The organism is Lacipirellula parvula, assembly GCF_009177095.1.
Taxonomy (GTDB): domain Bacteria; phylum Planctomycetota; class Planctomycetia; order Pirellulales; family Lacipirellulaceae; genus Lacipirellula; species Lacipirellula parvula.
In genome coordinates this window covers 1959467-1983938 of sequence record NZ_AP021861.1, presented here as the reverse complement: position 1 = coordinate 1983938, position 24472 = coordinate 1959467, and the positions used below count along the sequence as shown (strand labels likewise).

The 24472-nt window shown below is 63.6% G+C and carries 23 protein-coding genes; 11 read left to right on the top strand and 12 right to left on the bottom strand.

The genetic code is table 11. The annotated features are described in order from the left end of the window. Positions 1–308: 308 nt before the first annotated feature. Positions 309–1100, bottom strand: coding sequence for an enoyl-CoA hydratase/isomerase family protein (locus PLANPX_RS07650; protein ID WP_152098160.1), 792 nt, complete (start codon positions 1098–1100; stop codon positions 309–311). A gap of 135 nt (positions 1101–1235) precedes the next feature. Then, entirely contained in the window at positions 1236–2528 is a 1293-nt protein-coding gene (locus PLANPX_RS07645) for an acyclic terpene utilization AtuA family protein (protein WP_152098159.1), read from the bottom strand. 308 nt (positions 2529–2836) lie between these two features. Between PLANPX_RS07645 and PLANPX_RS07640 the strand changes: the two genes are divergently transcribed. The 3 genes from PLANPX_RS07640 (at position 2837) to PLANPX_RS07630 (ending at position 5166) form a co-directional block, all read left to right on the top strand. Further along, positions 2837–4369 (top strand): sigma-70 family RNA polymerase sigma factor, encoded by a 1533-nt coding sequence (locus tag PLANPX_RS07640; RefSeq protein WP_420844079.1) that lies wholly within the window; start codon positions 2837–2839, stop codon positions 4367–4369. Between the two features lie 183 nt (positions 4370–4552). After that, positions 4553–4780 carry a type II toxin-antitoxin system Phd/YefM family antitoxin gene (locus PLANPX_RS07635; RefSeq protein WP_152098157.1) on the top strand — a complete coding sequence of 76 codons (228 nt, stop codon included), beginning with the start codon at positions 4553–4555 and terminating at the stop codon, positions 4778–4780. Further along, the gene (locus PLANPX_RS07630; protein WP_152098156.1) at positions 4780–5166 is read left to right on the top strand and encodes a type II toxin-antitoxin system VapC family toxin; all 387 of its coding nucleotides are present in this window, start codon (positions 4780–4782) and stop codon (positions 5164–5166) included. Before PLANPX_RS07635 ends, PLANPX_RS07630 begins: the two co-directional genes overlap by 1 nt. A gap of 35 nt (positions 5167–5201) precedes the next feature. Here the strand turns inward: PLANPX_RS07630 and PLANPX_RS07625 are convergent, their stop codons facing one another. The 3 genes from PLANPX_RS07625 to PLANPX_RS28220 all read right to left on the bottom strand — a co-directional run bounded on the left by PLANPX_RS07625 (position 5202) and on the right by PLANPX_RS28220 (position 10628). Then, complete coding sequence (locus PLANPX_RS07625; protein ID WP_152098155.1) at positions 5202–6125, bottom strand: serine/threonine-protein kinase; 924 nt, start codon at positions 6123–6125, stop codon at positions 5202–5204. A 789-nt stretch (positions 6126–6914) separates the two neighbouring features. After that, positions 6915–7958 carry a ThiF family adenylyltransferase gene (locus PLANPX_RS07620; RefSeq protein ID WP_152098154.1) on the bottom strand — a complete coding sequence of 348 codons (1044 nt, stop codon included), beginning with the start codon at positions 7956–7958 and terminating at the stop codon, positions 6915–6917. A 258-nt stretch (positions 7959–8216) separates the two neighbouring features. Further along, entirely contained in the window at positions 8217–10628 is a 2412-nt protein-coding gene (locus tag PLANPX_RS28220; protein WP_152098153.1) for a DUF11 domain-containing protein, read from the bottom strand. Positions 10629–11287: 659 nt separating this feature from the next. Here PLANPX_RS28220 and PLANPX_RS07610 point away from each other — a divergent pair. After that, the gene (locus PLANPX_RS07610) at positions 11288–12709 is read left to right on the top strand and encodes a DUF1598 domain-containing protein (RefSeq protein WP_152098152.1); all 1422 of its coding nucleotides are present in this window, start codon (positions 11288–11290) and stop codon (positions 12707–12709) included. 173 nt (positions 12710–12882) lie between these two features. Here PLANPX_RS07610 and PLANPX_RS07605 read toward each other — a convergent pair whose 3' ends face one another. The 3 genes from PLANPX_RS07605 to ispD all read right to left on the bottom strand — a co-directional run bounded on the left by PLANPX_RS07605 (position 12883) and on the right by ispD (position 16496). Beyond that, entirely contained in the window at positions 12883–14286 is a 1404-nt protein-coding gene (locus PLANPX_RS07605; RefSeq protein WP_152098151.1) for a glycerate kinase type-2 family protein, read from the bottom strand. A 13-nt stretch (positions 14287–14299) separates the two neighbouring features. Beyond that, the gene (tyrS, locus tag PLANPX_RS07600) at positions 14300–15592 is read right to left on the bottom strand and encodes a tyrosine--tRNA ligase (protein ID WP_152098150.1); all 1293 of its coding nucleotides are present in this window, start codon (positions 15590–15592) and stop codon (positions 14300–14302) included. 160 nt (positions 15593–15752) lie between these two features. Next, a complete protein-coding gene (gene ispD, locus PLANPX_RS07595; RefSeq protein ID WP_152098149.1) occupies positions 15753–16496 on the bottom strand; it encodes a 2-C-methyl-D-erythritol 4-phosphate cytidylyltransferase in 744 nt (247 codons plus the stop codon). A 146-nt stretch (positions 16497–16642) separates the two neighbouring features. Between ispD and PLANPX_RS07590 the strand changes: the two genes are divergently transcribed. Genes PLANPX_RS07590 through PLANPX_RS07580 form a run of 3 tightly spaced genes read left to right on the top strand, consistent with a single transcriptional unit; the run spans position 16643 to position 17774 of the window. After that, complete coding sequence (locus PLANPX_RS07590; RefSeq protein ID WP_152098148.1) at positions 16643–17206, top strand: hypothetical protein; 564 nt, start codon at positions 16643–16645, stop codon at positions 17204–17206. A 34-nt stretch (positions 17207–17240) separates the two neighbouring features. After that, positions 17241–17477 carry a hypothetical protein gene (locus PLANPX_RS07585; protein ID WP_152098147.1) on the top strand — a complete coding sequence of 79 codons (237 nt, stop codon included), beginning with the start codon at positions 17241–17243 and terminating at the stop codon, positions 17475–17477. A 51-nt stretch (positions 17478–17528) separates the two neighbouring features. Continuing rightward, positions 17529–17774 (top strand): hypothetical protein, encoded by a 246-nt coding sequence (locus PLANPX_RS07580; protein ID WP_152098146.1) that lies wholly within the window; start codon positions 17529–17531, stop codon positions 17772–17774. Positions 17775–17806: 32 nt separating this feature from the next. Here the strand turns inward: PLANPX_RS07580 and PLANPX_RS07575 are convergent, their stop codons facing one another. Next, positions 17807–18106, bottom strand: a complete 300-nt coding sequence (locus PLANPX_RS07575) for a hypothetical protein (protein WP_152098145.1) — start codon at positions 18104–18106, stop codon at positions 17807–17809. Positions 18107–18516: 410 nt separating this feature from the next. Between PLANPX_RS07575 and PLANPX_RS07570 the strand changes: the two genes are divergently transcribed. Beyond that, positions 18517–19092, top strand: a complete 576-nt coding sequence (locus tag PLANPX_RS07570) for a GNAT family N-acetyltransferase (protein WP_152098144.1) — start codon at positions 18517–18519, stop codon at positions 19090–19092. A gap of 183 nt (positions 19093–19275) precedes the next feature. On the opposite strand, the gene PLANPX_RS07565 is transcribed toward PLANPX_RS07570, so the two are convergent. Next, positions 19276–19830 carry an RNA polymerase sigma factor gene (locus PLANPX_RS07565; RefSeq protein ID WP_152098143.1) on the bottom strand — a complete coding sequence of 185 codons (555 nt, stop codon included), beginning with the start codon at positions 19828–19830 and terminating at the stop codon, positions 19276–19278. A gap of 434 nt (positions 19831–20264) precedes the next feature. On the opposite strand from PLANPX_RS07565, the gene PLANPX_RS07560 reads away from it, so the two are divergent. Beyond that, positions 20265–20543 carry a ferredoxin family protein gene (locus PLANPX_RS07560; RefSeq protein ID WP_152098142.1) on the top strand — a complete coding sequence of 93 codons (279 nt, stop codon included), beginning with the start codon at positions 20265–20267 and terminating at the stop codon, positions 20541–20543. A gap of 133 nt (positions 20544–20676) precedes the next feature. Here the strand turns inward: PLANPX_RS07560 and PLANPX_RS07555 are convergent, their stop codons facing one another. Continuing rightward, entirely contained in the window at positions 20677–21315 is a 639-nt protein-coding gene (locus tag PLANPX_RS07555; protein ID WP_152098141.1) for an HNH endonuclease, read from the bottom strand. Between the two features lie 725 nt (positions 21316–22040). On the opposite strand from PLANPX_RS07555, the gene PLANPX_RS07550 reads away from it, so the two are divergent. Together PLANPX_RS07550 and PLANPX_RS07545 are read left to right on the top strand one after the other, a co-directional pair. Next, complete coding sequence (locus PLANPX_RS07550; RefSeq protein ID WP_152098140.1) at positions 22041–22346, top strand: hypothetical protein; 306 nt, start codon at positions 22041–22043, stop codon at positions 22344–22346. Between the two features lie 81 nt (positions 22347–22427). After that, positions 22428–23003, top strand: a complete 576-nt coding sequence (locus PLANPX_RS07545; RefSeq protein ID WP_152098139.1) for a thermonuclease family protein — start codon at positions 22428–22430, stop codon at positions 23001–23003. Positions 23004–23247: 244 nt separating this feature from the next. Here PLANPX_RS07545 and PLANPX_RS07540 read toward each other — a convergent pair whose 3' ends face one another. Further along, positions 23248–24465 (bottom strand): hypothetical protein, encoded by a 1218-nt coding sequence (locus PLANPX_RS07540; protein WP_152098138.1) that lies wholly within the window; start codon positions 24463–24465, stop codon positions 23248–23250. Between the last annotated feature and the right edge of the window lie 7 nt (positions 24466–24472).

The window sequence follows — 24472 nt, the reverse complement described above, 5'->3', positions numbered from 1 at the left end:
GCGTGCGCAGCAGCGATACGTGGGGTGAACCGCGCACACACGCCGACGGCCTAAGCTGACAGGGTACTTGCTGGGTCGCAGCGAAGGGCCAACGCCCGCACGCAGCGACAACACGATGAGGAAGGAAACGAGGCAGGATAAGTAGCGAGATAAGTCCAGCGCCGCGTCGCATGAAGGGTCAGACGATCGCGGCGTCGCAGGCGAGCGTCAGCAACTCGTCGCCGGCAACTGAAATCTAGGTCGAGTTTTCCTGAAGTCAAACGCGAGCCGGAAAAGTTTTCGAATTCTCTTTTCTAGCCGAGCGGCAGCTACTTCCACTCCGGCGGGCGGCCTTCGAGCAGCGCCTTGATCCCTTCGCTCGCCGCTTCGGTCGTGCGAGCCGTGGCGGCCATCACGGCGCCGGAGGCGAGCTGCGTCGCGAGCTCTTCGCCGAGCGTCTCGTTGACGAGCCGCTTGGAAAGTTGAATCGCCTCGGGCGCGCCGGCGGCGCACTGCTTGGCGACTTCCATTGCTCGCGCCCAGACGAGATCATCCGGCGCGAGTTCGTGAAACAACCCAATGCGATACGCCTCTGCCGCATCGAGCATGGCGCCAGTGAGCATCATCCGCGCCGCCTGCCCTGCCCCGATGCGAAACGCAATCAGCGGCGCGGCAAGGCCCGCTACCATGCCGTGACGAGCGTCAGACACGCCGATGGTCGCCCGCTCGCTCGCGACGACGATGTCGGCCGCCGCCACGAGCGCCGCTCCTGCGGAGACCGCAGGGCCGTTCACCGCGGCGATGATCGGCTTGGTGATCTCCATCATCCGCACGACAAGGTCGCGAAAATCAGCGGCGTCGGAGCCCCAATCTTCCTCGGGAGCTTCCGAGTCCTGGCTCACCTGCATCTCACCCACGTCGGCGCCGGCGGAGAAGCTGTCCCCTGCCCCGGTGATGATGATCGCCCGTACCCGCTTCTCCAGGTACAGGTCGTCGATCGCCTCGATGAGTTGCTGCACCATCGACCGCATCAGCGCATTGCCGTAGTCGGGACGATTGAGAATGATCGTCCCCGCTCCCTCGAACACTTTCACGTCGATGGCATTGCTGGGCATGTACATGGCGGAATCTTGAATGACGAATGACGAAGCTCGAATGACGAATGAATAGCCCTCTCTGCAGTATTCTCATTCGTCATTCGGATTTCGTCATTCTGGTTTTAACGTTGAGGGATTTTCCGTAGGTAAGCTAGTGGCCTACAGCCACTCGCGGGCAACGCGGGTTTCGACGGCGATGTCGACCGCGTCACGAGGAACGCGGACCGGCCAGCAGCTGCAGTGGACGTGAACCTCGGGCCGCACCGAGAGGCGGACGTGGGGGCGATGAGCCGCGACGAGCTTCATCGTCTGTTCGGCAAACTGCTGGGCCGTGCGGCGGGACTTCGATTGAAAGCCGAGGTGGAGCCATCCTCCGCCGCTGCTTCCGTGGAGCTCCTCGATTGTCAGATGCTCGTCGAGATCGCGGTTGGCGGGCAGGCTGGCCCGGGCCATCGTCGCGAGGTGCTGCCGCCAGCGAGGATCGGACTCGGCGGCGAACTCGACCAAGGTTTCGACCACGAAGCCGGTCTGGTAGAGAACTTCCAGCTCCCAGCAATCGTCGCTCGCCGCTCCCTGGGCGCCGGTGATCTCAAGCTGCTTGGGGTTCAGAGGCCGGCACTCCAGGGCGCCCCGCTCTTCGCGCACGTCGGGATGGAGCGCATCAGCCGCCTTTCCGTCGCCCGCCCGCAGCCACTCCTGCAGCCGCGCGGCGGCGTCGCCATTGCCGTGAGGAGTTTCCAACAACAGCCGACCCGAACTGTCTAGCTCGACCACCTGCGGACGCCATGGCTGAGTCGCCGGCGCCTCCCCTGCGTAGGCTTGCCAATCGATCCACGTCGCCGCGCGAGCACCGGCGATGGCCGCGGCGAGGAGATCGCAATCTCGCCACTTCCAGTCATGGCGGTGGACGGCGGCGGCCACGAGCGGGGCGGTCGGATCAAACGCCCCCGCCACGATGACGCGGGCCTCTTCGGCGAGGGCCAGCGACAGCGGCCCGCCCCCAAGTTGCAGGTCGGCTGCCAGCACCGGCGCCTTCAATTCCCGCCAGGGGGCCCCTGTCTCGGCATTGCTGAGGTCGACGCCCTCCTCCTCCAGCATCTCCAGGATTGGCTCGACGTTGCTCCCTCGCACCGCTGCGACGGGAACGTCGCCGCAACCCCCTTCGACAAGCAGGTGGGCCGCCCGTTCGACAGCGCCATAGGCATCGGCCCAACCGGCCGAGGCGAACAGATGCAATTGCGGGTCGAGGTAAAGCGGTTTCACAACCGCCCGCAGGGCGTCGCAAAATCCGATGGCGCACTCCGGTAACGCCGCTTCGGCGGCGCCTTCGACTTTCGCCCAACGAGCGCGGGGGTAGTCGAGCTGCAGAAAATCGAGCTGCCCGCTGGCAGCTAGTTCCTCAATCCCGAGCGGTGCGCCGGCGCCGTCGCATTGCAATCTTGCAAACCGCATATGCCAATTGTGCGTAAGATTCCGAACGAAGGGTTACGTTGAGATTCCGGAACATCGCCACGCCGCTTCCGTGGTGAAACAGCATCGTCGAGCGACCTCCCGCACTCGCCGCGACGTCTCCCGCCTCGTCGAAAATCGCTCGCAGCAAACACTTTACGCCTTTTCTAACCGCCGGACAACCGAGCGGCGGCACGACCTCTGCATCTCGTCGGATCCACTCTCATCAACAGCCGCGTCACTTCATGAGGAAGCCCCCAGTGTCGACGAAGTCTCGCTCAAGTGCTCAGGTCAACGGAACCGCCTCGCCGCTGGGAAAGAAGGGGGCCGTCGCTCCCGCCGGACGCGCCTCGCGCCCCAAACCGCAATCGGAGGAAGCCCCCGGCTTCGAAGATGATGCGGATGGCCACGAAGATGAATTCGAATCGGCCGAAGTCGAAGGCGACGCCGCGATCGACGATCCGGTGCGGATGTACCTGATGCAGATGGGCGAAATCCCGATGCTCAATCGGGACAAGGAAGTCGCCGCCGCCATCCAGATCGAGTCGACCCGCCGCCGCTTCCGCCGCACGATGCTGTGCAGCGATTTCATGTTGCACGCAGCCGTCGACCTACTGCAAAAGGTCGCCGACGGCACGCTGCGGCTCGACCGCACGATCGAAATCTCGGTGACCAACACCGCCGAAAAGAAGCGGATCCTGAAGCGGATCGCCCCAAACTTGGCCACCGCTCGCGAACTGCTCTCACTCAACCAGCGGGATTATCGCCGCGCGGTGAGCCGCAAGACCGCCGTCGCCGAGAAGCACAGTTCGTGGCGCCGGATGATCGCCCGCCGCAATAAGGTGATTCGTCTGGTCGAAGAGCTCAACCTCCGTATCCAGCGGCTCACCCCGCTCATGTCGCAGCTCCACGAGATCAGCGATCGGATGTGGACGATCAAGTCGCAGCTCTCGCACGCCGAACACTCGTTCCACCAGGGGAACGTCGCCGAACTGCGGCAAGAACTCCGCTACTTGATGAAGATCACCCAAGAGACGCCCGCTACGCTGCGTCGTCTGGCCTCGCGGACCCTCCGCCGCAAGGCCGCCTACGACGCAGCGAAGCGGGATCTCTCCGCCGCGAACCTCCGGCTCGTCGTCTCGATCGCCAAGCGATATCGCAACCGCGGCATGAGCTTCCTAGACCTGATCCAAGAAGGCAACACGGGCCTGATGCGAGCAGTCGACAAGTTCGAACATGCCCGCGGGTTCAAGTTCAGCACCTACGCCACGTGGTGGATTCGCCAGGCAATCACGCGGGCCATCGCTGACCAAAGCCGCACGATCCGTCTGCCGGTCCACATGATCGACACGATGAGCAAGATCCGTTCGGTAACGACCGACTTCGTCCAGCTCTACGGCCGCGAACCGAATCCGGAAGAGATCGCGGAACTGGCCGGTCTGTCGGTCGACGACGCCCGTTGCGTCCACAAGATGACCCGCCAGCCGTTGTCGCTCGACCAGCCGGTGGGCGATCACGAAGACAACTACTTCGGCGAGTTCCTCGAAGAGAAGCGCGACGAAGACCCGCTCTACGACACGCACATGGAAGCGCTCAAGGCTCGCCTCGAAGAGGTGATGACCGAGCTGACCTACCGCGAGCGTGAAATCCTTCGCCTCCGTTACGGCCTAGCCGATGGCTACACGTACACCCTCGAAGAAGTCGGCAAGATCTTTAGCGTCACCCGCGAACGGGTGCGGCAGATCGAGTCGAAGGCCGTTCGCAAGCTGCAGAGCCCGTATCGCTCACGGGCCCTCACCGGGTTCCTCGACGGCGTCGAGCCGATCGCGGTGGACGTGCCGTAGATCGGGCTTTCAGCCCGACAGCCCTAGTGCCTGACAACGGGGCGAACCAAATCAAAGGTTCGTCCCGCTTTTTTGGGGCTTCGTCGGTCGCACTGCGAGTCAGGCTAGAAAGCCTGACCTACGTCGCCGGCCCGATCCGTCGTATAATCTCCAGCGGAGAGCTTTCCACTTGGAGCACGCCTGATGACTACGCTTTCGATCGAACAGATCGCGTCTCAACTACCGGGGCTGATTACGCAATTGGCGCCCGGAGATGAGATCGTCGTTACCGCCGATGGCAAGCCGGTGGCGAAGGTGACGCCCGTAGCGGCGGAGGAAAAACCTAAGCGGCGACTAGGATCGGCCAAGGGAATTCTGACGATCGTCTCCGAAGACGACGATCACCTCCAAGATTTCGCCGAGTACATGTAGTGCGATTGCTCGTCGACACCCATGCGTTTCTGTGGGCGGTGCTCGAAGACCGCAAACTGAGCGCCGATGCTCGCGCTCAATGGTTGCATCCTGAGACTGATCTTTACATTAGCCCGGCGAGCTTGTGGGAGATCGCGATCAAAGTTGGCCTGGGCAAACTGAAGATCGCCCAACCACTCGACCAGTTCTTCGAACTTGAACTCTTCTCAAACGATCTGAAGCTGCTCCCCATCGCACCAGATCATGCGGCTCGCGTAGCGACGCTGCCCCACCTGCACGGCGATCCGTTTGATCGCATGCTCGTCGCCCAGTCGCTGTGCGAATCGTTGCCGATTCTTTCAGCGGATGCGGTGCTGGACGGTTATGGGGTGCAGCGAGTTTGGTAAGTCGCTTGGCGGGGCTGTCGGCCTGAAAGCCCGACCTACGCTGATCGCGCCGCGAACGAATCGATCTCCAACCGTACGAGTTCCTCGGCCACTTCGGCGGCGCTTTCGGGGCGGCGGAGCGGGTCCTTCGCCAGCATCCGCGCCACGAGCGAGGCGACGGCCTTCGAGGCATCAGGCCGGCGGAGCGTGATGCAGTCGGGCTTCGTCTCGCGGTGTTTGCGGATCAGTTCCTCCGCGTCGCGGCCGACGAACGGCAGTGAACCGGTGAGGACTTCGTACAGCGTCACGCCGAGGCTGTAGACGTCGCTCTGCGGCGAGGCAGAAAGCGAAGACGTCAGCGACTCGGGCGCCAGGTAGTTCAGCGTGCCGTAGACGGGACGTGACGACCAATGGCGGCTTTCGCCGGGCGTGTGGACGAAGCCGAGGTCGACGAGCGTCGCGTGCCCGTCGGGGGCGACGACGATGTTCGCCGGCTTCACGTCGGAGTGGATCATGCGAGCGGTGGTGTGAAGCGCATCGAGCGCTTCAGCCACTTGGCGCGCGATCCACAACGTGATCGCCATCGGCAGGCGGCGCTGCTGCTCGAGAATCTTCGCGAGCGAGCGGCCTTCGAGCTTCGGGCTCACCGTGTAGAACGGCGGTTGATCGACGCCGGCCGAGAGCACCGGCAACAAGTGCGGGTGCGAGACCTTGCGTCCGACCCACGCGGCTCGGCGCTGCATTTCGATTGCATGGGCGTCGCGCCACCACTCTTTACGCAGCACCTTCACGACGTAAGCCGCCGACTTGTCGTCGGCTGAATCGGCGGGACGGGCGACGTAAACACGCGCCAGCTCACTCTCGTTGATCAGCCGCACGAGCTGCCAGGGGCCGATACGGCCGACCAGCTTGCGCTCGAGTTTGACTGGAGTGTGAACCGCGGGATGTTTCGTGGCGAACGAACTCTCGACAGTGGCCATTCGTGATGCATTCGCTCCGGACAGACTGGGTCAGGAGGCGCGGACAGGTTGCGCGAAACAACGCTGGCGCCGACGTAGGATCAGCGGCGGGATTGCCGACCCCAGGACAGCAAATCGACCGAACGGGCGGCGGCGCTCAGTCCGAACGGGATGATTTTGCCGACTACGCCCGGCGAGCGTGAAGCTGGGAAACTGGCGGGGCGTTTAACGCGGGGCGGAACGAAAGTGGAGGCTGGATGGGGACGAAAAGGGGATTCGGCGGCGGTGGGTTGAGGGAGGTTGGCTTGCGTGTTTGCTCCCCGAGGCTTTGGCAATCCAGGCGGGGCGAGTGGTGTCGCTAATGTCGTGTCGCGTTGCCTGTTGGAGCAAAGCGCGATTTTAGGCGACATTATAAAACCTGCTTTAAGTTGTTTCTCTTATTGAGTTTGAGTGATTGTCGCCTCGGCTTCGTGTCGCATTTGAGGCGACATCTAGGGTGTAGCGTCGCGATTTAACCAGCCTCGCTGATGCCTCCGTAACCTCGTTGTGGGAGGCGTCTCCGACGCCGAGATCGGTCACCACCGCAAACGGAGGCGATGGCGCAACGTGGCTTCGGGGTCGGAGACCCCTCCCACAAATCTTTCGCGTTTCGAGAACGCAGCCTCTACCCCAGATTTCCCATGCCCAATCGCAGCAAATGAACACCCGTTCACATTCGCAAATCTAGTGGCCGAAAGCAAGCGCGAAACTGGCTATTTTGGCTGACGCGTTCCGCGGCATCGCGACGGCACACCGCGCGTGCCATCAGCCTCAGCCGCCGATGTAGCGGGCGTGGGCGACGCGGGCTTCGGCGATGTCGTCGGTGCCGCTGACGATCACGCGGCCGTCGGCGAAGACGGTGATGCGGTAGCGTTCGACTTCGAGTCGCAGTAGGTACGGGTTCGCGGAAACTTTGCCGACCGATTGAAGTTTGGCCGCCAGGCGGTCGAGCGACGTCGGCTCGCCGCCGGTGGGCGCGAGTTGCACCGCGTTGCGACCGCAGAGCGCAACGGCGGCGGCGCCGCGGCGGCCGTCGAGCCAGGGGAAGTCGCGCTCGACGCACGTGCGACAGGGTGCGTCGCCGGTGGCTCGTGAGATGCCGATTGAGCGGAGTTGGTTATTCCAGAGATCGACGACAGCGAGGCGCCGATTCACTGCCTCGCGATGGCCGCTGAGGATCTTCAGCGCCTCGGCCGATTGGAGCGCAGCGATCGTTGCGACAATTGGGCCGATGACGCCAGCCGTTTCGCAGGTCGGTTGGAGTTCCGCCGGTGGCGGTTCGGGGAGCAAGCAGCTCAGACAAGCTGTCTCGCCGGGCAGAATCGCAAGCGTTTGTCCTTCGGCGCCAACGCAACCGCCGAAGACCCACGGCACGTTGTTCGCCACAGCGTAGTCGTTGAGCAGGTAGCGGATTTCAAAATTGTCGGTGCCGTCGACGATCACGTCGACGCCATCCGCGAGTTGGGCGATGTTCGCCGCGGAAACGTCGGCGACGACGGCGTCGATTTCGATCTCCGAGTTGATCAGCCGGAGCCGACGGGCCGCAGCGACTGCTTTGGGGAGCTGTTCGGCAACGTCGCGTTCGTCGAACAGTACCTGGCGGTGGAGGTTGTCGCGTTCGAGGAAGTCGCGATCGACGATGCGCACGAAGCCGACGCCGGCGCGAACCAGTTGATCGGCGATGACGCTGCCGAGGGCGCCGCAGCCACAGACGAGGGCCCGCGACTGGGCCAATTGCCGTTGGCCCGCTTCGCCGAGGGGGGCGAAGCGCATTTGGCGGCGGTAGCGGTCGAGCGAAGCGTCGTCGGTGGGCATCGGCTCCATGCTACGGGAGTTGCGCGGGGGAGTCGACGGTGAGGGACCGGAGCCTCAATGTAACGAAAACTTGAGGTTTCCTCCCCTTGAGGGGAGCAACGAGCACGGTCGCCAGTGTCGACCGAGCACAGGCGGTAGTCCGTGCGAAGCACTGGGTTAGGGAGGGGTGACGGCAGCGTGTACCAGGGTTCATCCCCCCTCCCCAGCCCTCCCCTCCAGGGGGAGGGGGCCACAACATTTCTCGCGAGGAGCCCGGGGCTAGAAGCGGTTTTCGAGGATTTCGATCGTCTGCGTCTTTTGGGCGGGGGCTTGTTGGCCGCTGCTAATGGCTTCGGCGATGACCGTGGCGTTTACCGCGGCCGTGGGATTCACCGGAATAACGAACCGCACCGCTTCGCCGGCATTGATCGTCGGGATGGTGGCGAACTGAATGGCGCCATCGACGATTTGGGCTGACGTGCTTGATCCTGAGATCGCGTTCAGATTAGGAGTCAGTTGCGCAGGCAAGAACACGCGGACGCCGAGATTCGTCTGCGGCGTCGAGCCAGTGTTGCGAACCATGATCTCGCAGTTGGTGGGAGCGCCAACGCGGAGCGAACTCGGCCCCCCCGCGCGGGGTGAAGCAGTGCCGAGTTGCACGCCAATCGCCAGCGTCGCGGCGCCGCTCGCCGCGCCGGGCGTCCCGCCGGCGCCGGGTTGAGCGCCGGTCGCGGCGGTGATATCGACGTCGGCCGAATCGGCCGTGGAGATTCTCGCGCCGGTATCGGTATAGGCTTCGCCCTGGGCGAAGATCGTGGCGCGGGTCGCCGTCTTCAAGCCGCAGTTGACGCGGAACTCCTTGACGGCGCCGACGGGCAGCATGCCGATGTCGCGACTGATGCGCCCGCTGATCACCTGGACGCCCGCCTCGGCCGGCTGGGGAATCATCGCGGCCAGTGGATATTCTTCGACCATCCGCACATTGGAGAGAGCCACCTCGCCCGTGTTGCGAATGGTGATGCGGACGGGCAAGTTTTGGCCCTGAACGACGGGCGACGGCGCTTCGACGTCGATGCGGAAGGAGGCGTTCGACGGCGCTGCGGGCGCGGTGGCGGAGACGCAAGCGCGTTGACTCGCCGGATTGCCGCCGGTGTATTCGGCCGTGACGTCCTGGCAGAGCGACCCGGCTTTGGAAACTTGCAGTTCGATTGGAAATTGTCGCGATTCGCCGGGAGCGATCGTGCCGACGCGGTCGTTCCGAATCATGTTCAACGCCGGATCGGTGACGTGATAGAGCCCGACGTCGAAGCGGTCGGTCAGCACCACGTTCGTCGCCGGCGATCCGCCGACGTTGCGAATAGTGACCGTGCTGACCCACTTGCCGCCGACCTGAGCGGTCTGCGGAGCTTGCAGCGTCACCTCCAATCGCGGCGGCCCAGCGGGTTGCGACGGGGTCGTCGTCGCGGGCGGCGGGGTCGAGGGGATGGTGGTGATCGGCGGCCCCGCGGGGACGACCGGAGTGGAGGGAGTGACGGGCGTCAACGGCGATGAACCGCTCGGCGGCAGATACGTCGAGCCGCCTGACCAGTTGACGATCGTCGAACTGTTGCCGATGACGAGCCGCGGTGCGTCGCCGCCGCCGAAGTTGGCGGGGCGAACGAGTTGCATATCGATTTTCGAACTCGCAGCGCCGGCGGCGGTCGGCGAGACTTGCACCGAGGCCATGCCTTGCGCGTCGGTGACGACTTCGCTGACTTGCCCGGCGCCGGCCGCGGTCGTGAGGCCGTCGGAGACTTCATAACGGACAATCCAGCCGGCAAGCGGGGCCCCGTCGGTTTGGCGTTTCACGACGGTGGTGAGCGTTTCACGCCCACCGCTGGTGACGGCGGCCGGCGGGAAGACCCACTGGACGTCGACCCAGTAGATCGTCGCCATCTGTTTGCGGAGCGGCCACGAGTCGACGCTCTCGGTGTAGGCGGTAACGTGGCTGGTTCCCTCGCTCGCGGAGGTAACGCTCACCCAGGCGTCGCCGCGCGAAATGCCGACGTCGTCGCTGGGGTCGGGCGTGCCGCGATCGATGCAGTGGGGGCCGTTCGCCGTGTAGGAGGTGGCGAGGTAATTATCCGTTTTGGAACCTTTGTTCCACGGGTAGATCGACGGGTGGAAGGCGCCCTTGCCGCTGACTTCAACAAATTCGCCAACGCCGTTGCGGCCGAGCATCCACTCGATTTTCTGCTCGGCGAGCGTGTAGCCTTCGGTGGTGCAGATGTTGCCCTTCAGCACGACTTCGCTGCCGACGGGTGCGAGCATCCGCTCGGGCGAGATCGTCAGGCGATCTTGCGGCTCCGTGGCGACTTGCGTTGAGACGGGCGCGATCGGCACGCCGGGGGCGGCGCTGGCCACGGCCGGCAGTTCAGGCTGCGGGAAGACGGGATCGGTGAGCACCGGCGGCGCCGTCGTATTGCCGGGGACTGTGGGCAGCGAGGCGGTGGCGGCGGGAAAGACGGTCGCCGGCGGGGGGACGGTCGCGACGGCGGCTTCGTCCTTCGGCCAGATAAGGCAGCGTTCGCCCGAGGGATCGATCCGCGGACAGCGGGGACAGCGCAATCCCGCGCAGCCAGCGTCGACGAGTGCGCAGGCCAAGGCCAGCAGCACGAGCAAACGGCGGTGATAGGCGGGGAGGGTGGGCATGTGGGGGAGTGTCCGGCCCGGACAGACGCCAGTCGCTCGCTGGCAAATGCCAGGGGCGAACAACGGGCGCGCAGGGACACGGCTGGTAAAATGTAGCGCCTAGATAAGAGAGTGATGCCAGAATCCAACGGGCAGTGTTGCTTTTTCGCCACGTCCGAGCAGGTTGGCGATGATTCTGCGGGTTCTCCGGGCATCGAGCGGCTGGACGAGCATTTCGATACGGGGAGATTGGCCACGAAACACACGAAAAGGGACGAAAGAAAAGCCCCCAAACGCTGCTTACAGCGAGCGCTAGGTCCACACGCCACGCTTTTCGTGTCATTTCGTGTGTTTCGTTGTTAAAAAAGCTCTTCTCCTAGGCCCACGCCAAGCTGCGAATGTCCCGCGAAAAGCTCGAAGCAAACGGCCGTTTCTTGCTTCCCTGCGGAACCCCAACTAAGATCAGAAGCATCGGCCCTTGCGCAGGTTACGCCGTTTCGCCAAACCGAAACGACGGCTGGGCCGGGCTGTTAGGAACGCCTGGGCTAGCCATCGATCTGGCCCGTCAAACAGAGAAGATTGATCGCCACAGCGCGGACGGCAGGCCGTTTTGAGAACGGCGTGCCTTCGGCAACGCAGCGGTCGCTTAGAACACACTTTCAGATTCCGTTGAGGTCGTCATGCTGTCGCACTTGTCTGTGGCTCGTCTCTCGCACCGCGTCGCCGTGGCCGCGCTTTGCTGCCTCGTTGCCACCGGAGCGACGCAAGTCTTCGCTCAAAGCAGCGGCGGCGGCACTGGCAACACCATTGGCACCAGCAACACCTCCGGCGTCGCCGTCGACGCCGACGGCGTGCTACGGCGCGTGGAAGTGCGGGATCCCACTGGCCAACTGATGCAGACCCGCGTCGAGCAAGCGAAAGCCCAACTTGGCGGCGACGTCTTTGCACCGAGCAAGCTGCGGAAGGTGTCGCTCACGCGGTTGATCAAGCTGATGAACCAAGCCACGGCCGCGGGCCAAGGCCCGGATGAAGTGATGCAAAGCCTCGCGGGCCTCACCCGCGTGCAGTACGTCTTCTACTACCCGGAAACGAAGGACATTGTTCTCGCCGGCCCCGCTGAAGGTTGGGTCGACACGCCGGACGGCCGCGTCGTCGGGTGGAATTCGGGACAGCCAATTCTTCAATTGGAAGACCTGGCCGTCGCGCTGCGGACGTTCGCTCCAAACGGCAAGAAGAACCCGTTCGTCTATTGCTCGATCGACCCGACCCCGGAAGGTCTGCAGCGGATGCAGCAGTTCCTCAACGAAATGGGCCGACAAATTGGCCCCGGCGACGAGCAGTTCATCGTCGAGAACCTGCGGAACAGCCTCGGCCTGCAAGTGATCACCGTCGGCGGCGTGCCGGCCGACACCCACTTCGCCCAGGTGCTGGTGGAAGCCGACTATCGGATGAAGCTGATCGGCATCGGTCTGGAAGAAGCGCCGGTGAACATCGCCAGCTTCGTCTCGATGGCCGACCCGGCGACCGTGGCTCGCAATGCTCTGCAACGTTGGTACTTCGTGCCGGACTATCAGCGGATCAAGGTGGCCAACGACGGCTTGGCGGCGGAATTCATCGGCTCGGGCGTGAAGCTCGTCGGCGAAGACGAAGTCGTCAGCCAATCGGGCGGTCGCGAGGGGACGGCTCGCCAAAGCGGCGCGAGCAAGAAGTTCACCACGAGCTTCACCAAGAACTACAACGCCCTGGCCGAACGGGCCCCGGTGTACGGCCAGCTGCGGAACTGCGTCGACCTGCTCGTCGCTGCGGCGTTCATCCAACAGCAAGATCTGTACGGCCAAGCGGAAGTCGACCTTGGCGCCATCGGCGACGAAGGTTCGTACGCGGTCGAAACCTACAACGCTCCGACGCAAGTCGCCACGGCTGTGAACAGCATGTGGAAAGGCCGCCGGCTGATGACGCCGGTGGGCGGCGGCGTCGAAATCCGTGCGAACAAGGCGGTCGACGCCGAGAACCGCGTCGCCGACACCGACGGAGCCGTCGCGAAGGCGAAGGCTTCGATTGATCTGAGCAGCTTGCCGGCTGATCAGTGGTGGTGGGATTGAGAGAAGAGTGAGTAGGTGTTTAGGTGAGTAAGTGATAAGGCCTGACCGCCGCCGCTTCTGATTTTGAAACGCATTAGCCCCCGGTTCTTCAAACCGGGGGCTTTTTCTTGCGCTGACGCAAAGGGTAGCGACGTCTACCGGAAGGGAAGCCGACCCCCGGGCGGAGCCGGGGGCTAATTTTTTGCGCTGACGGTGAGGACGCGAAGGTCGCAGACATTGGTGTGGGTCGGGCCGGTGACGAGCAGGCCGCCCACGGCGTCGAAGAGCGTGTACGCGTCGTTGCGGGCCAGGTACGACCGCGGGTCGAGTTTGGTGCGTTGCAACTCGGCAGCGATTAGTTCGTCGATGCAGGCCCCTGCGGCGTTGGTGGGGCCATCCTCGCCGTCGGTGCCGCCGCTCACGAGGCAGAGTCGCCGCCAGTCGCGTTCCTCAACCAGAGCGGCGAGACAGAGCTGTTGATTTCGCCCTCCCCTGCCCCGCTCGGCGGCGGGCGCCAAGCGGACCGTCGGTTCGCCGCCGCTGATGAGGCAATCGGGGCCTGGCTCGTCGCGCATGCGGCGGGCCATCGCGACGATCCCGGCGGCGACCTCTTCCACGAGCCCCTCGGGGGCGTTGGCCGAGAGCATCGCGTGGCTGTAGCCGAGCCGTTCGGCCTCGACGCCGGCGCCGTCGACGGCGGTCGCGTTGTTGCCGATCAGGAGGTTTTCGATGCGGCAGCCGAAGTCGTTGGCAACGGTTGCCGTCGGATCGTTGTTGGCGTGATTTTGGCTGTTGGGCGACGTCGCTGCGGCGGCGAGTCGCTGCTCCAGAAGCATTTGGGCTCGCGCTCCGGCTTCGAGATTCGCGAGCGAGAGGTTCGCGATCACCTCAAGCGCCGGTTGCGGCTGCGAGTGGCCGAGGATGGTGGGGCCCGACGAGATCGCGGCGAGGTCGTCGCCGGGAACGTCGGAGAGCACCAGCGCGACCAGGCGGCCCGCCTTGCACGCGGCGGCAAGTCCGCCCCCCTTCACGCTGCTGAGGGCGCGGCGGACGGCGTTCATTTGCTCGATCGTGGCGCCGCGGGCCGACATTTCGCGCGTGAGGAGCGCTTTGTCGGCGAGGGCGAACCCTTCGATCGGCGCCGGCAGCAGCGCCGAGCCGCCGCCCGAAATGAGGCAGATGCAAAGATCGCGCGGGCCAAGCTGCGAGACGAGCTGCAGCATCTCGCGAACGCCGGCGACGCCCGCTTCGGTTGGTTCGTTGAGCCCCGCCGGTCGGCCGGCGTGGAGACGGATCGCGTCGGTCGGCTGGAGGCAGTCGGCCGGCACGTTGACGATGCCGGTGACGTGCTTCGCCTTCAGCAGCCGCGGGCCGAGGGCTTGTTCGAGCGCGACCGCCATGCCGGCCGCCGCTTTGCCGCCGCCGACGACGGCGATGCGGTCAATCGCGTCGAGATCGATGAACTCTTCGCCAAGCCGCAGCGTCGAGCCCTCAACTTCGACGGCGTCGAAGATGAGCTGCGGAGAGCGAACGGCGTCGAGGCCGGCTCGCCAAATTCGGAGCGCGTCCGCGCGCAACTGTTCCGGGGTGCGTCGCATCGGAGTTAGTTTATCACGCGAAGCGGAGCAGCGCGTATTTTTTCTTGCCGCTGCGGAGAACCACCACCGTTTCGCTGGCGAGGCTCGACGGAGTGAGCGTCGCGTCGACGCCTTCAACGCGGCGGTTGTTGACGTAGGCGCCCCCTTGCGTGATCGTCCGACGGGCGTCGCCCTTGCTGCCGGCGAGGCCCGCTTCGACGAGGGCGTCGATCAGCGGCAGGCCGGCGCCTTGCAGCGCAGCTGCCGAAAGTTCCTTGCTCGGGACGTCGGCAAAAATCTGGCCGAGTTCTCGGTCGGTGAGATTGGCGATCTCCGCGCCGAAGAAAATGTCGGTCGCTTGCTTGGCGGCGTTCAGGCCGGCGTCGCCGTGGACGAGTCGCGTGAGTTCCACGGCCAGCGCACGTTGGCTTTCGCGTTTGGCAGGATCGGCCGCGCGCGAAGCGTCGAGGGCTTCGATCTCTGCCTGCGATAACTCGGTAAGCAGGCGGAGGCAGTTCGCCGCGTCGACGTCGTCGACGTTGAACCAGTATTGGTAGAAGGCGTAGGGGCTGGTCCGCGCGGGGTCGAGCCAGACGGCGCCCGACTCGGTTTTGCCCATCTTGGCGCCGTCGCTCTTCGTGAGCAGCGGCCAGGTGAAACCGCGGAGTTGGGCGCCGCGCATCCGCCGGGCGAGGTCGATGCCGGCGGTGATGTTGCCCCACTGGTCGCTGCCGCCCGCCTGCAGTTCGCAGCCGTGGCGATCGTGCAGGTGGACGAAGTCGTACGCCTGCAGCAGCATGTAGCTAAATTCGGTGTAGCTCATGCCGGCCTGCGGATCGCTCTCCTCGCCGCGGCCGATGCGGCTCTTCACCGAATCCTTGGCGAGCATCACGTTGACCGGGAAGTTCTTGCCAATGTCGCGGAGGAACTCGAGGTAGCTCCAGGGGCCAGTCCAATCGAAATTATTCACCAGCAGCGCGCGGGGCTGGCTTTCGTCAAAGTCGATGAACTGCTCCATCTGGCGCTTCATGCCGTCGATGTTGAGCTGCAGCTGTTCTTTGCTGAGTAGATTGCGCTCGGCGCTCTTGCCGCTCGGATCGCCGATCATGCCCGTGGCGCCGCCGATGACGGCGATCGGCCGATGGCCCGCCTTCTGGAAGCGGCGGAGCATCATCACGCCCATCAAATGGCCGACGTGGAGGCTGTCGGCGGTGGGGTCGAAGCCGGCGTACAGCGTACGGGGCTTTTCAGCGAGCCAGGCGTCGAGCGCGGGGTCGGTGGTCTGGTGGATCAGGCCGCGCCACTGGAGATCTGCGAAGAAGGACATGGGAGCGAGCAGTAAGTTTGTAGTTTGATGGCTGGTTCAACGGGGAGCGACCATCATAGGTTAGGCGGCCGAAATCAGAAATCGCTGATTCCTGGTGCGGGCACGCGGTGGCGCCCCCGGTTTGAAGAATCGGGGGCTAAATTGGCCGTGTTGGTGGCGGCTACCGCCAGAGGTCGTCGCCGGCGAAGGGATGCGAAAAGCCTTCGGGCTTTGCTTTGGGGAGGACCTTCACGATTTGCTCGGCCAGCCGCAGGTCGTCCTTCGTGGTGATTTTCAGGTTCATCGGCGAGCCCTCGACGAGGGCCACGGGGACGCCCAGCTTCTCGACGAGTTGGGCGTCGTCAGTGAGAGCCGCGGTGCGAGCGGCGTAGGCTTTGTTGATGAGTTCGCGGCGGAAGACTTGCGGCGTTTGCGCTTCCCACAGGCCGGCGCGGTCGACCGTTTCGCCGATCAGCGTCGGCTGGCCCTTCGCGGCCCGCTTGAGCGTTGCGGCAACCGGCACCGCCAAGATCGCGGCGCCATGTTGTTCAGCGGCGGCGAACACTTGGTCAACAAGCTTATCTGCCGTGCAGGGCCGCGCGGCGTCATGGATCGCGACAAAGTCGATGTCGTCGTTCACCTTGGCGAGCGCATTCTGAATCGAGTCGGTCCGCTCGGCGCCGCCGAGGCAGACCTCGACGCCCATGATCGCGAGATTCGCGCCAAACTTGCGGCCGAACTCTTCGCGGTCCTCCTCCGAAACAACGATGATCACCTGCTTCACGTCTTTGCGATTGAGAAATCGCTCGGCCGAGTGGAGCCAAACGGCGCGGCCGCCGAGGTTGGCGAACGGCTTTTTGTAGTGGGGATCGCGGAAGCGGCTGCTGCGACCGGCGGCGGGAAGGATGACGGCGAATTTGGGCATGCTTACTGACCTTCGGCTCTGAACCGGCGACTCACCAAGCGGAACGCGGCGTTGGCACCTGATTCAACAACTGCTATTATCCTCTTTCCAAACGCCGCCAATCGCGGCTGCTTGGATTTCCAACCTCTTGCTGCAGCGAGGGCACAATGGCCAAGCCTCAAGCGGCCCAGCTTCAGCCGTGGGTCGACGGGTCGTGCGTGGTAATTCCGACGCAAACCGCGCTGCCGCAGCGGTGCATTATCACCAACGAACCAGTCGAGTCTTCAGAATACCAAGTTTGGAACCTGCCATATATTCCCCGTTGGCTGCTCATGCTGATGTTCATGGGGCCGTTCTTCATGATCACGGCGCCGTTCGTTCGTCAGCGTTGCAAGTTCAAGGCCGGTTTTTCGCGACGGTATCGGCGGCGGCGGCTCGTCTGGAGAAGTTTGTTGATTTCCATACTCCCCATGTCGATTGTGATGGCAGGCGTCGCGGTAGCGACCGGCCGTGGGGAGTTTCTAGTCCTGGCTGTGTCGTGTCTGGTAATTTCTTGCATGCTCATGCCCCTCTTGATCATCTACGCGCATCCGATGCGCGTGGTCCGGCATTATGACGGACTCTATTGGATCTCTGGAATGTCGCCAGCGTTTCTGGCTGGTTTGGAAGCGATGGATTCCGCCTCTACAACGCCTGCCAGCCCTGCAGCCTCCGGCCAAGCTAGAATGTAGGGAATCCCCTAAACGCTCGTTAAGGTCACGGCCCATGGAAAACGCACCAGATCCTCGTCACGCTGAACTGATCGCCTGGCTCACCGAGCGGGGCCACTCGCCCGAAGAGATCGCGAAGATTCTCACCCAAGTGAGCGCGTACGACGCGCAGACGGTGAAGGAATCGATCTTCGATTCGATCGGCGGATTCACTGACGATCAGATTGCGGAGTTCTTGGAAGTGGCGATGGAACATCACGTGCATCGGCCGGAAGAACTGCCGCCGCGGTAGCGTTGCGTATTCGGTTCAACACGGATTGCTGAAGCTCGATTGAGGACGCCGGTGGCTCACAACTCGCTGCCAACTCAATGCAGTCACTGTAACGGCACGGCTCTCTACACCACCAAAATCGGCGCGAACGGCGGTTACGGCCCCTTCTTGTTGCCTAAGCTCGGCCAGCTCTTTTCCTACGCGAAGTTCGACGCCGTGCTCTGCGCTGACTGCGGCCACTACCAGCTCTTTGCTGACAGTGAAACGCGCGAGCGCGTCACCGACACAAGCATTTGGACACGGCTTGGACGAGCGTAGCAGAAAAGTTGCGGGCTACCTCCGCATGCGACTCACTTATCGCCGCGTTGGGCGATCGTCATGAGGCTGTTGCGGACGGCTTCGTAGTCTTGCTCTTCGAGGGCGACGAGGGCGCCCATCGCGATCGAGCGGACTTCCTTCAGCAGTTTGCTGCGCGTCGCTTCGCGGTCTTGCTTCGATCCGCCGGACGCCTTTTGCGAGGCGCGGGCTTGTTGTGTGCCGGTTCCTTTGTTGCCGACGCGTTGCCGTTTGTCGGCGTCTTTGTTGGCGGCTGCTTTGCGTTTGCGAGCGGCGGCGACCTTGGCGTCGCGGGTGCTTGATTTCTTGGCCATCGACGGCGGAGTCCTGGAGGGGCGATGTTGCGCGGTTGCGATGTGCGGTTCGCAGCTCGCGTCGTAAGTCTATTGTACTGTTTTTTAGCCCCGGGCTCCGCCCGGGGGTCGCGTTGCGTGCGACGACGCGTTGCGGCATGGTAAGTCACCCCCGGGCGGAGCCCGGGGCTAGGAATCACGCGGGCTCTGGCACACGGGCCCCTCGCTGCACCAAATTGCAGCGGCAGATGTGCGGGTGAACCGTGTCGAACCGATTTTTTGGGCAGCTTCTCGTCATGCGAAAGCCTTGTTGCGGTTCCGCGAAACGCTGCCGGGGCCGTGAAAATCCCCCTCGGCGCGACCTCGGCTTGGCGGCGTGACGTACCCTTTGATAGGGTTACGCCACTGGTTCGCTACGAGGATGGTCCGCCGTGATTGCCGCTATGCCCGTCGAGATTTGGGACGTGCGCGAGTTCACTCCTGCCCAGGCGCGGGCGATTGGGGAATTGGTCGCTCAGGTATGGCCCAAACCCCATCTCACCGCGGCCGATCGGGCGGAGCAACAGCTGGCGCTCGGGCAACAGTTCCGCGGCAAGCCTGGCCCAGCGCCGCGGTCGCTCGTGGTGGTGGAAGACGATCGCGTGATCGCCCATGCGGCGATGCTGCCGCGCGAGATCAGAACGTCGCAAGGCGACATGACGATCGGCGGATTGGCTCGCGTGTGCACCGACGGCGCGATGCGCGGCCGCGGCTTAGGCGAGCTGATCGTTCGCGCGGCGTTCGGATTGGTCGACTCCGGCGAGTATCCGTTCGCGCTCTTTCAAACTAACTTCAAGACGTGCGGCTTCTACGAGAAGCTCGGCTGCGTGCGGGCGCTCAATCCGTTCATCAACTCGCTCGGCGCTGAGCCTAAGTCGTCGCCGTTTTGGGATGAGCTGGTGATGAGATATCCCGGCGGCGAGCATTGGCCGAGCGGGACGATTGATTTGCGCGGGCCGGGGTTCTGAACATCGCTACAACCACTTCGCTGAACGCATCTGTGGGAGGGGTCTCCGACCCCGATGCGGCGTGGCGAGGCAATGTCGGTTACATGTGGTGAGCGATATCGGCGTCGGAGACGCCTCCCACAGCACAGACAATATCCGAACAGCGCCAGCCGACAGCGCACCGAGTCGGGCTGAAAGCCCAACCTACCTGGCGCTCGCGTTGCGAAGCTTGGCGCGGGCTCGCGTCAGCATTGGGCCGACGCTGTTGGTCGGCATGCCGGTGGTGCGGCTGATCTCTTGGTAAGTTTTACCTTCCAAGTGGTACATCCGGACGACGGCGGCTTCGCTGTCGTCGAGGTGTTCCATGAGAGCTTCCACCTCTTCGCGGTCGGTCATCCGCTGTTCGTTGGCGGAGCCGTCGGCGGCGACGTCGGCTGAGCCAAGCGGCGTGGCCGTGCGGGTGTCGACGAGCTTCCGCACGACGACCCGGCGGGCTACCACGGTGAGGTACGTCGCCAGGCTACTCTTGCCGCGGAAGTGGCGGAGCACGGCGAAGTCGTCGCGGACGATTGCTAGCAAAACTTCCGCGGTGAGGTCTTCGCGATCAGCCGAGCTGAGCATCAGCGAGCGGCAGCGAGCGGTGTGGTTCACAACGTGAATCACGAGGCCGGTGAAGCGATCTACGAAATCTTCCCACGCCCGCGGTTTGCGGGCGAGGCAGCGTTCCAGCAGATTGCGGTCGATGTCGGAAAGCGCCACGTCGATTCACCACCTTATTGGTTGAGCCCCATACAGCTCCTGGCCTCGTGAGCGAATAGCGCGCCAAGGGTCGCAACCGCTCCATCCGATTCTAGATAGCCAGGGAGCGCGGAGCAAGATAATGTCGGGGTCCGCGGGGTTTTAGCTGGTCGAGGAGGCTGCGATTGCCGGCGAAAGTCGCGATTGGGCAAGGTTTTCCTTGGGTTGACGCTCGATTTGGCCGAATCTAAGATTGCCGCGGCGAAAAGCCGATGGCCGAAAGTCGTTCGCTCATCAATACTTGTCGCCGTTGAAACGACAGTGCTAGGATAGGAGCGTCGTCCGGATTGTCGGGCGATGGCTGAATTCCGGCGGCGGAATCGGCTTCGGCTGAACCAGCCAGTCCACTCATTCGCGTTGCTGCGACAGATCGCGATAGAAGGAGATTTCCGAAGATGACCCACGTTGTGTGCGAGCCGTGCTTTGCTTGCAAGTACACCGACTGCGTGGTGGTATGCCCGGTCGAGTGTTTCTACGAGGGTGAGCAGATCCTGTACATCCACCCGGACGAATGCATCGATTGCGAAGCGTGCGTGCCGGAGTGTCCGGTTGAAGCCATCTTCCACGAAGATAACGTGCCGGAAGAGTGGAAGGGCTTTACGGAACTGAACGCCGAAATGGCGCCGCAGTGTCCAGGGATCACTGAAAAGAAAGAACCGCTCGCGGGGAACTAAGCTCGCGGTTGGCGGTTGATGAGATCAAAGCGAACGAGCCTTCAACGCTGGGCGTTGAAGGCTCGTTTTTTTGTGGGGAGTGAAGTCGATGAAGTGGCGCTCCGGCGGGTCGTTGACCCGCGGCTACTGGCGGTTACTTCAGATCAACTGTCCAGTACGCGCTGTCGAGAAAGTTTTTCCAGCTGGCGTATTTTGGGTTGCCGAGTTTGATCGTTAGCATCGGGCTCCGCTTGGGGCGCACCGGCTTTTGGATCAGCTTCATGCCGGCTTCTTGCGGCGTGCGGCCTCCCTTACGGACGTTGCAGCGGACGCACGCGCAGACGAGGTTCTCCCAGCTCGCGCCGCCGCCGCGGCACGTCGGCAGGACGTGGTCGAGGCTCAGCTCGCTCGTGGGAAACTTCTTGCCGCAGTATTGGCAGAGGTTCGCGTCGCGGGCGAAGATGTTGCGGCGGTTGAGCCGCACTTGCTGCTTCGGCAGGCGATCGTAGTGGAGCAGCCGCAGGACGCGCGGCACGCAGATGTCGAAGTTGACGCTGCGGATCCAATCGTCGTGGGCTTCGCGTTCCTTAAACGTGGCCCGCAATTCGCTGATTTCGCGCCAGGAGTCGAAATCATGATTCGTGTAGGCGCCATCCTCGATGTGGATGACTTCGGCCAACGCGTTGACCAGCAGGCCGAACGCACGCCGTACGTTGACGACGTGAACGGCCATGTAATGCCGGTTCAAGATGAGCACGCTGGCATTGAGCCCGCTGGCATCAGCAGTCGACATTCGCGGTAGTCTCCCCAACAAGCATGTCGTCACACGTAGCCGACGACGAAGCCATTTCCGCCTACGCCGGTAGCGGAGAGGCTCACGCGGTTCGAAAGCTCGAACGACGCATGCGCTTCTTCGCTGCGATCGCTGCCCACATTCTGGGCGACGAGCGCTAATGACGTATGAAGGAAAGGCGCTGCTAGGCAGGACGCAGCAGCGCCCGGGACCCGAGACCAATGTCGCCGTCGCGCGGCAACTGAGGGGCTTCGGAAGCTGAGTCCGAAGCACAGCGAGTCGACGGAAGCGAGTGGCGTCACTTGCATTCTAGTCGCCTGTTTTCGGCAAAACCAGCGCGGTCTGCGCGATTTCACGGCGGCAACGGCTCAGTCTGTCGGCACGCGGGGGGCGTGCGCCGCTTCGTCGCTCGCACCGTTGCCGGGCGATTTCGCAGCGAGATTCGCGGCGAAGAGCGTGTTTCAAACGTCGTTGTGAAATCGCGCAAATCCTACATTAGGCACGGCATTTGCCATTCCGTGAACCTTCCTCACGGAGGAGATGCCGCACATGGGGGAGCGCGCGAGTTTATGTCGCGCGAAGTTTTCGCGGCGCGGTTGGCAGGTTGTGGAAAGATTGATGATTAACTTGCGAGCCGCTTCATCCTGTCGTTAGGATGAATCTTCAGGGGCGCTCAACGGAACAGAGCGTATCGTTTTACGAACTTGTCGCAGAGGACGCTGGCCATGCTTCACTTCACATGCGATTGCTGCAAACGGGTGATCGACCCGGAGCGCGAATTACGCTATGTCGTTCGGTTGGAGGTTTACGCCGCGCTCGATCCGATGGACAGCGAGTTGGAAGACGAGCACGACCACTTGCAAGAAATTCAAGACATTCTCGATCGGCTCGACGACGCTGAGGATGAACGGATCAGCGACGACGTCTACCAACAGAAGCGCTACGACCTGTGCAGCAAGTGTCGCAACGCTTACCTGAAGAACCCGCTCGGTCGCGTCGGGCTGCATGAGCTTGGATTCAGCCAGAACTAGCTGTTCGCAGCCGACTGAGCCTGCTCGCTCAACTTTTCTCTTCGCAATCTCTTGTCATAGACGCCCCGCGGCGATTGGCCCATGAGACGCTATCGCCGGTCGTATTGGCGGGAACTCGCCGCGATCGTGGGCGTGATTGTGCTCGGACTGTTCCGATGGTGGAGCGGCGATTGGACGCTCGATTCGCCGCGGCCAAGTGGTGGTAACGGTGGCCGCAGCGGTAGCGGCGGAGTTGCGACTTCACAGGCGGGCTTGGAGCCTGGCCTCTACCGCGTCGAGCGCGTCGTCGATGGCGATACGCTGCTGCTCGAAGGCCATCGCCGTCTGCGGCTGCAAGGGGTCAACTCGCCCGAGTCGGTGAAGCCTGACTGGCCCGTGGAACCGTTTGGGCCCGAGGCGAGTGCGTTTACGAAGCAGTTCGTCCGCGATGCGGGTAATCAACTGCGCATCGAAGTTGATGGCGAGTCGGTTGATCGGCACGGGCGGTATCTCGCGTTTGCGTGGAGCGGCGACCGGATGCTGAATGAGGAGCTTGTTCGCGCGGGACTTGCGCGGGCGACGTTGGGGTACGACTTCAGCCCGCGGAAGAAGGAAGTGCTGCGGCGCGCGCAGCAAGAAGCCAAGCGTGCGCGGCGCGGGATCTGGAGCGCGAACTAGCGTGCGAACGTCCCGGCATTGGAAACGCCGCCGGAATCACTGAGAAAATTAAACCATCTGGTCCCCTCCCCTTGAGGGGGAGGGTTAGGGAGGGGTGACGGCAGCGGGTACCCGGGTTCATCCCCCCTCCCCAGCCCTCCCCTCCAGGGGGAGGGAGCCACAACATTTCTCATGGCGGCGCCGGCACTCGATTAAGTTTCGTAGGCCGGGGGCAGGAGCGTGTTGTGAGCATCGCTACGTGCGTCTAGCGCACGAACGCCCCCGCATCTGACACGCCGCCGGACGGGAGTTGCTGCGGGATCGCGTACGGCGACGGCTGCGTCGCCACTTGCGCGGCGGGAAGCTCGACGCCGTTCGGCGGCACGAACTGCGGAGCCGGCGAACTTGGCATGGCTTGCGGCATGGCGGCGAGCGGCGCGTTCGTGTGCGGCGGCGCCATCGGGATGCTTGGCGCCTGCCCGTAGACGGCGGCCGGCGGCGTTTGGCCAGCCGCGGGGCCGGGGCCGTACCAGTTGGCGCCGGTGAGTTGGTCGCCCATCCGCTGCGGCGCGGCCGAGGTTTGGATCGCGCCGAGATCGGTGAGCGGCACGCCAGGCTTCGACGGCATCGCCCACAGCTGTGGGTTCTCGGCGAGCGTGTTGATTTCGATCGTCCCCATGTCGATCGAGAGCGACAGGTCGGCGGCCGGCATGGTGATCTCTACCTTTTGAGGCAGCGAGATTTTCAGCGGTTCGCTGTAGTAGTGCGACTTCGCCACGGCGCTAGCGATTCGAGTACCCTGGGCGTTGTAGACGTGCTGCTCGAGCACCAGCGCGCGGGTGGCGTCGACGACGGTCCGCTTTGTCAGCTGACCGGTCGGCGATTGAATGACTGAGGTGATCTCGACCTTGCCGTCGCCCACGGGGACGGGGCCGGTGTGTTGATCGCCGGGGCGAAATTCGGTGAAGCCCATCGCATCAAGCAGCCACTGCGGCTCGATCGGCATCATCTGCTGCGCCGCGCTGCCGGCGAACTGGCTGTGGCGAGCGTAGAACAGCGCCGGCGGTTCGTTGCGGCGGACCCAGAACCAGAAGAGGTCGTCGTTCGAACCCATGTCGACTTCGTCGCCCGTGATCGCGGTGCCGGCGACGAGGTGGAAGCGACCGGGGCGTTGCGCGGCGATCTTGCCGCCCAAGAGCGGAATGCCGGGCATGCCGGGGACGGTGATCGAGGCGTTGTTGGTTTGAATGCTTTGGATGCGGGCCGCGTTGGCGTTCACTGCCGCGATTACTTGATCGAGCGAGGAGCCGGTCATTAGCACCTGTGGCGCCGGCGGCTGCCAGGCGGTGAAGGGGCTACGCATTGTGCGCGTGCACGAGGCGCCGGTGGTGGAGAAGACCAGGCCGAGGAGCAAGAGCGTGGAGAGGATTCCTCTTCCTTGCAGGGAGAGGTTAGACGATAAGTTTTGAGCACTGTTCCGCATGTCATGA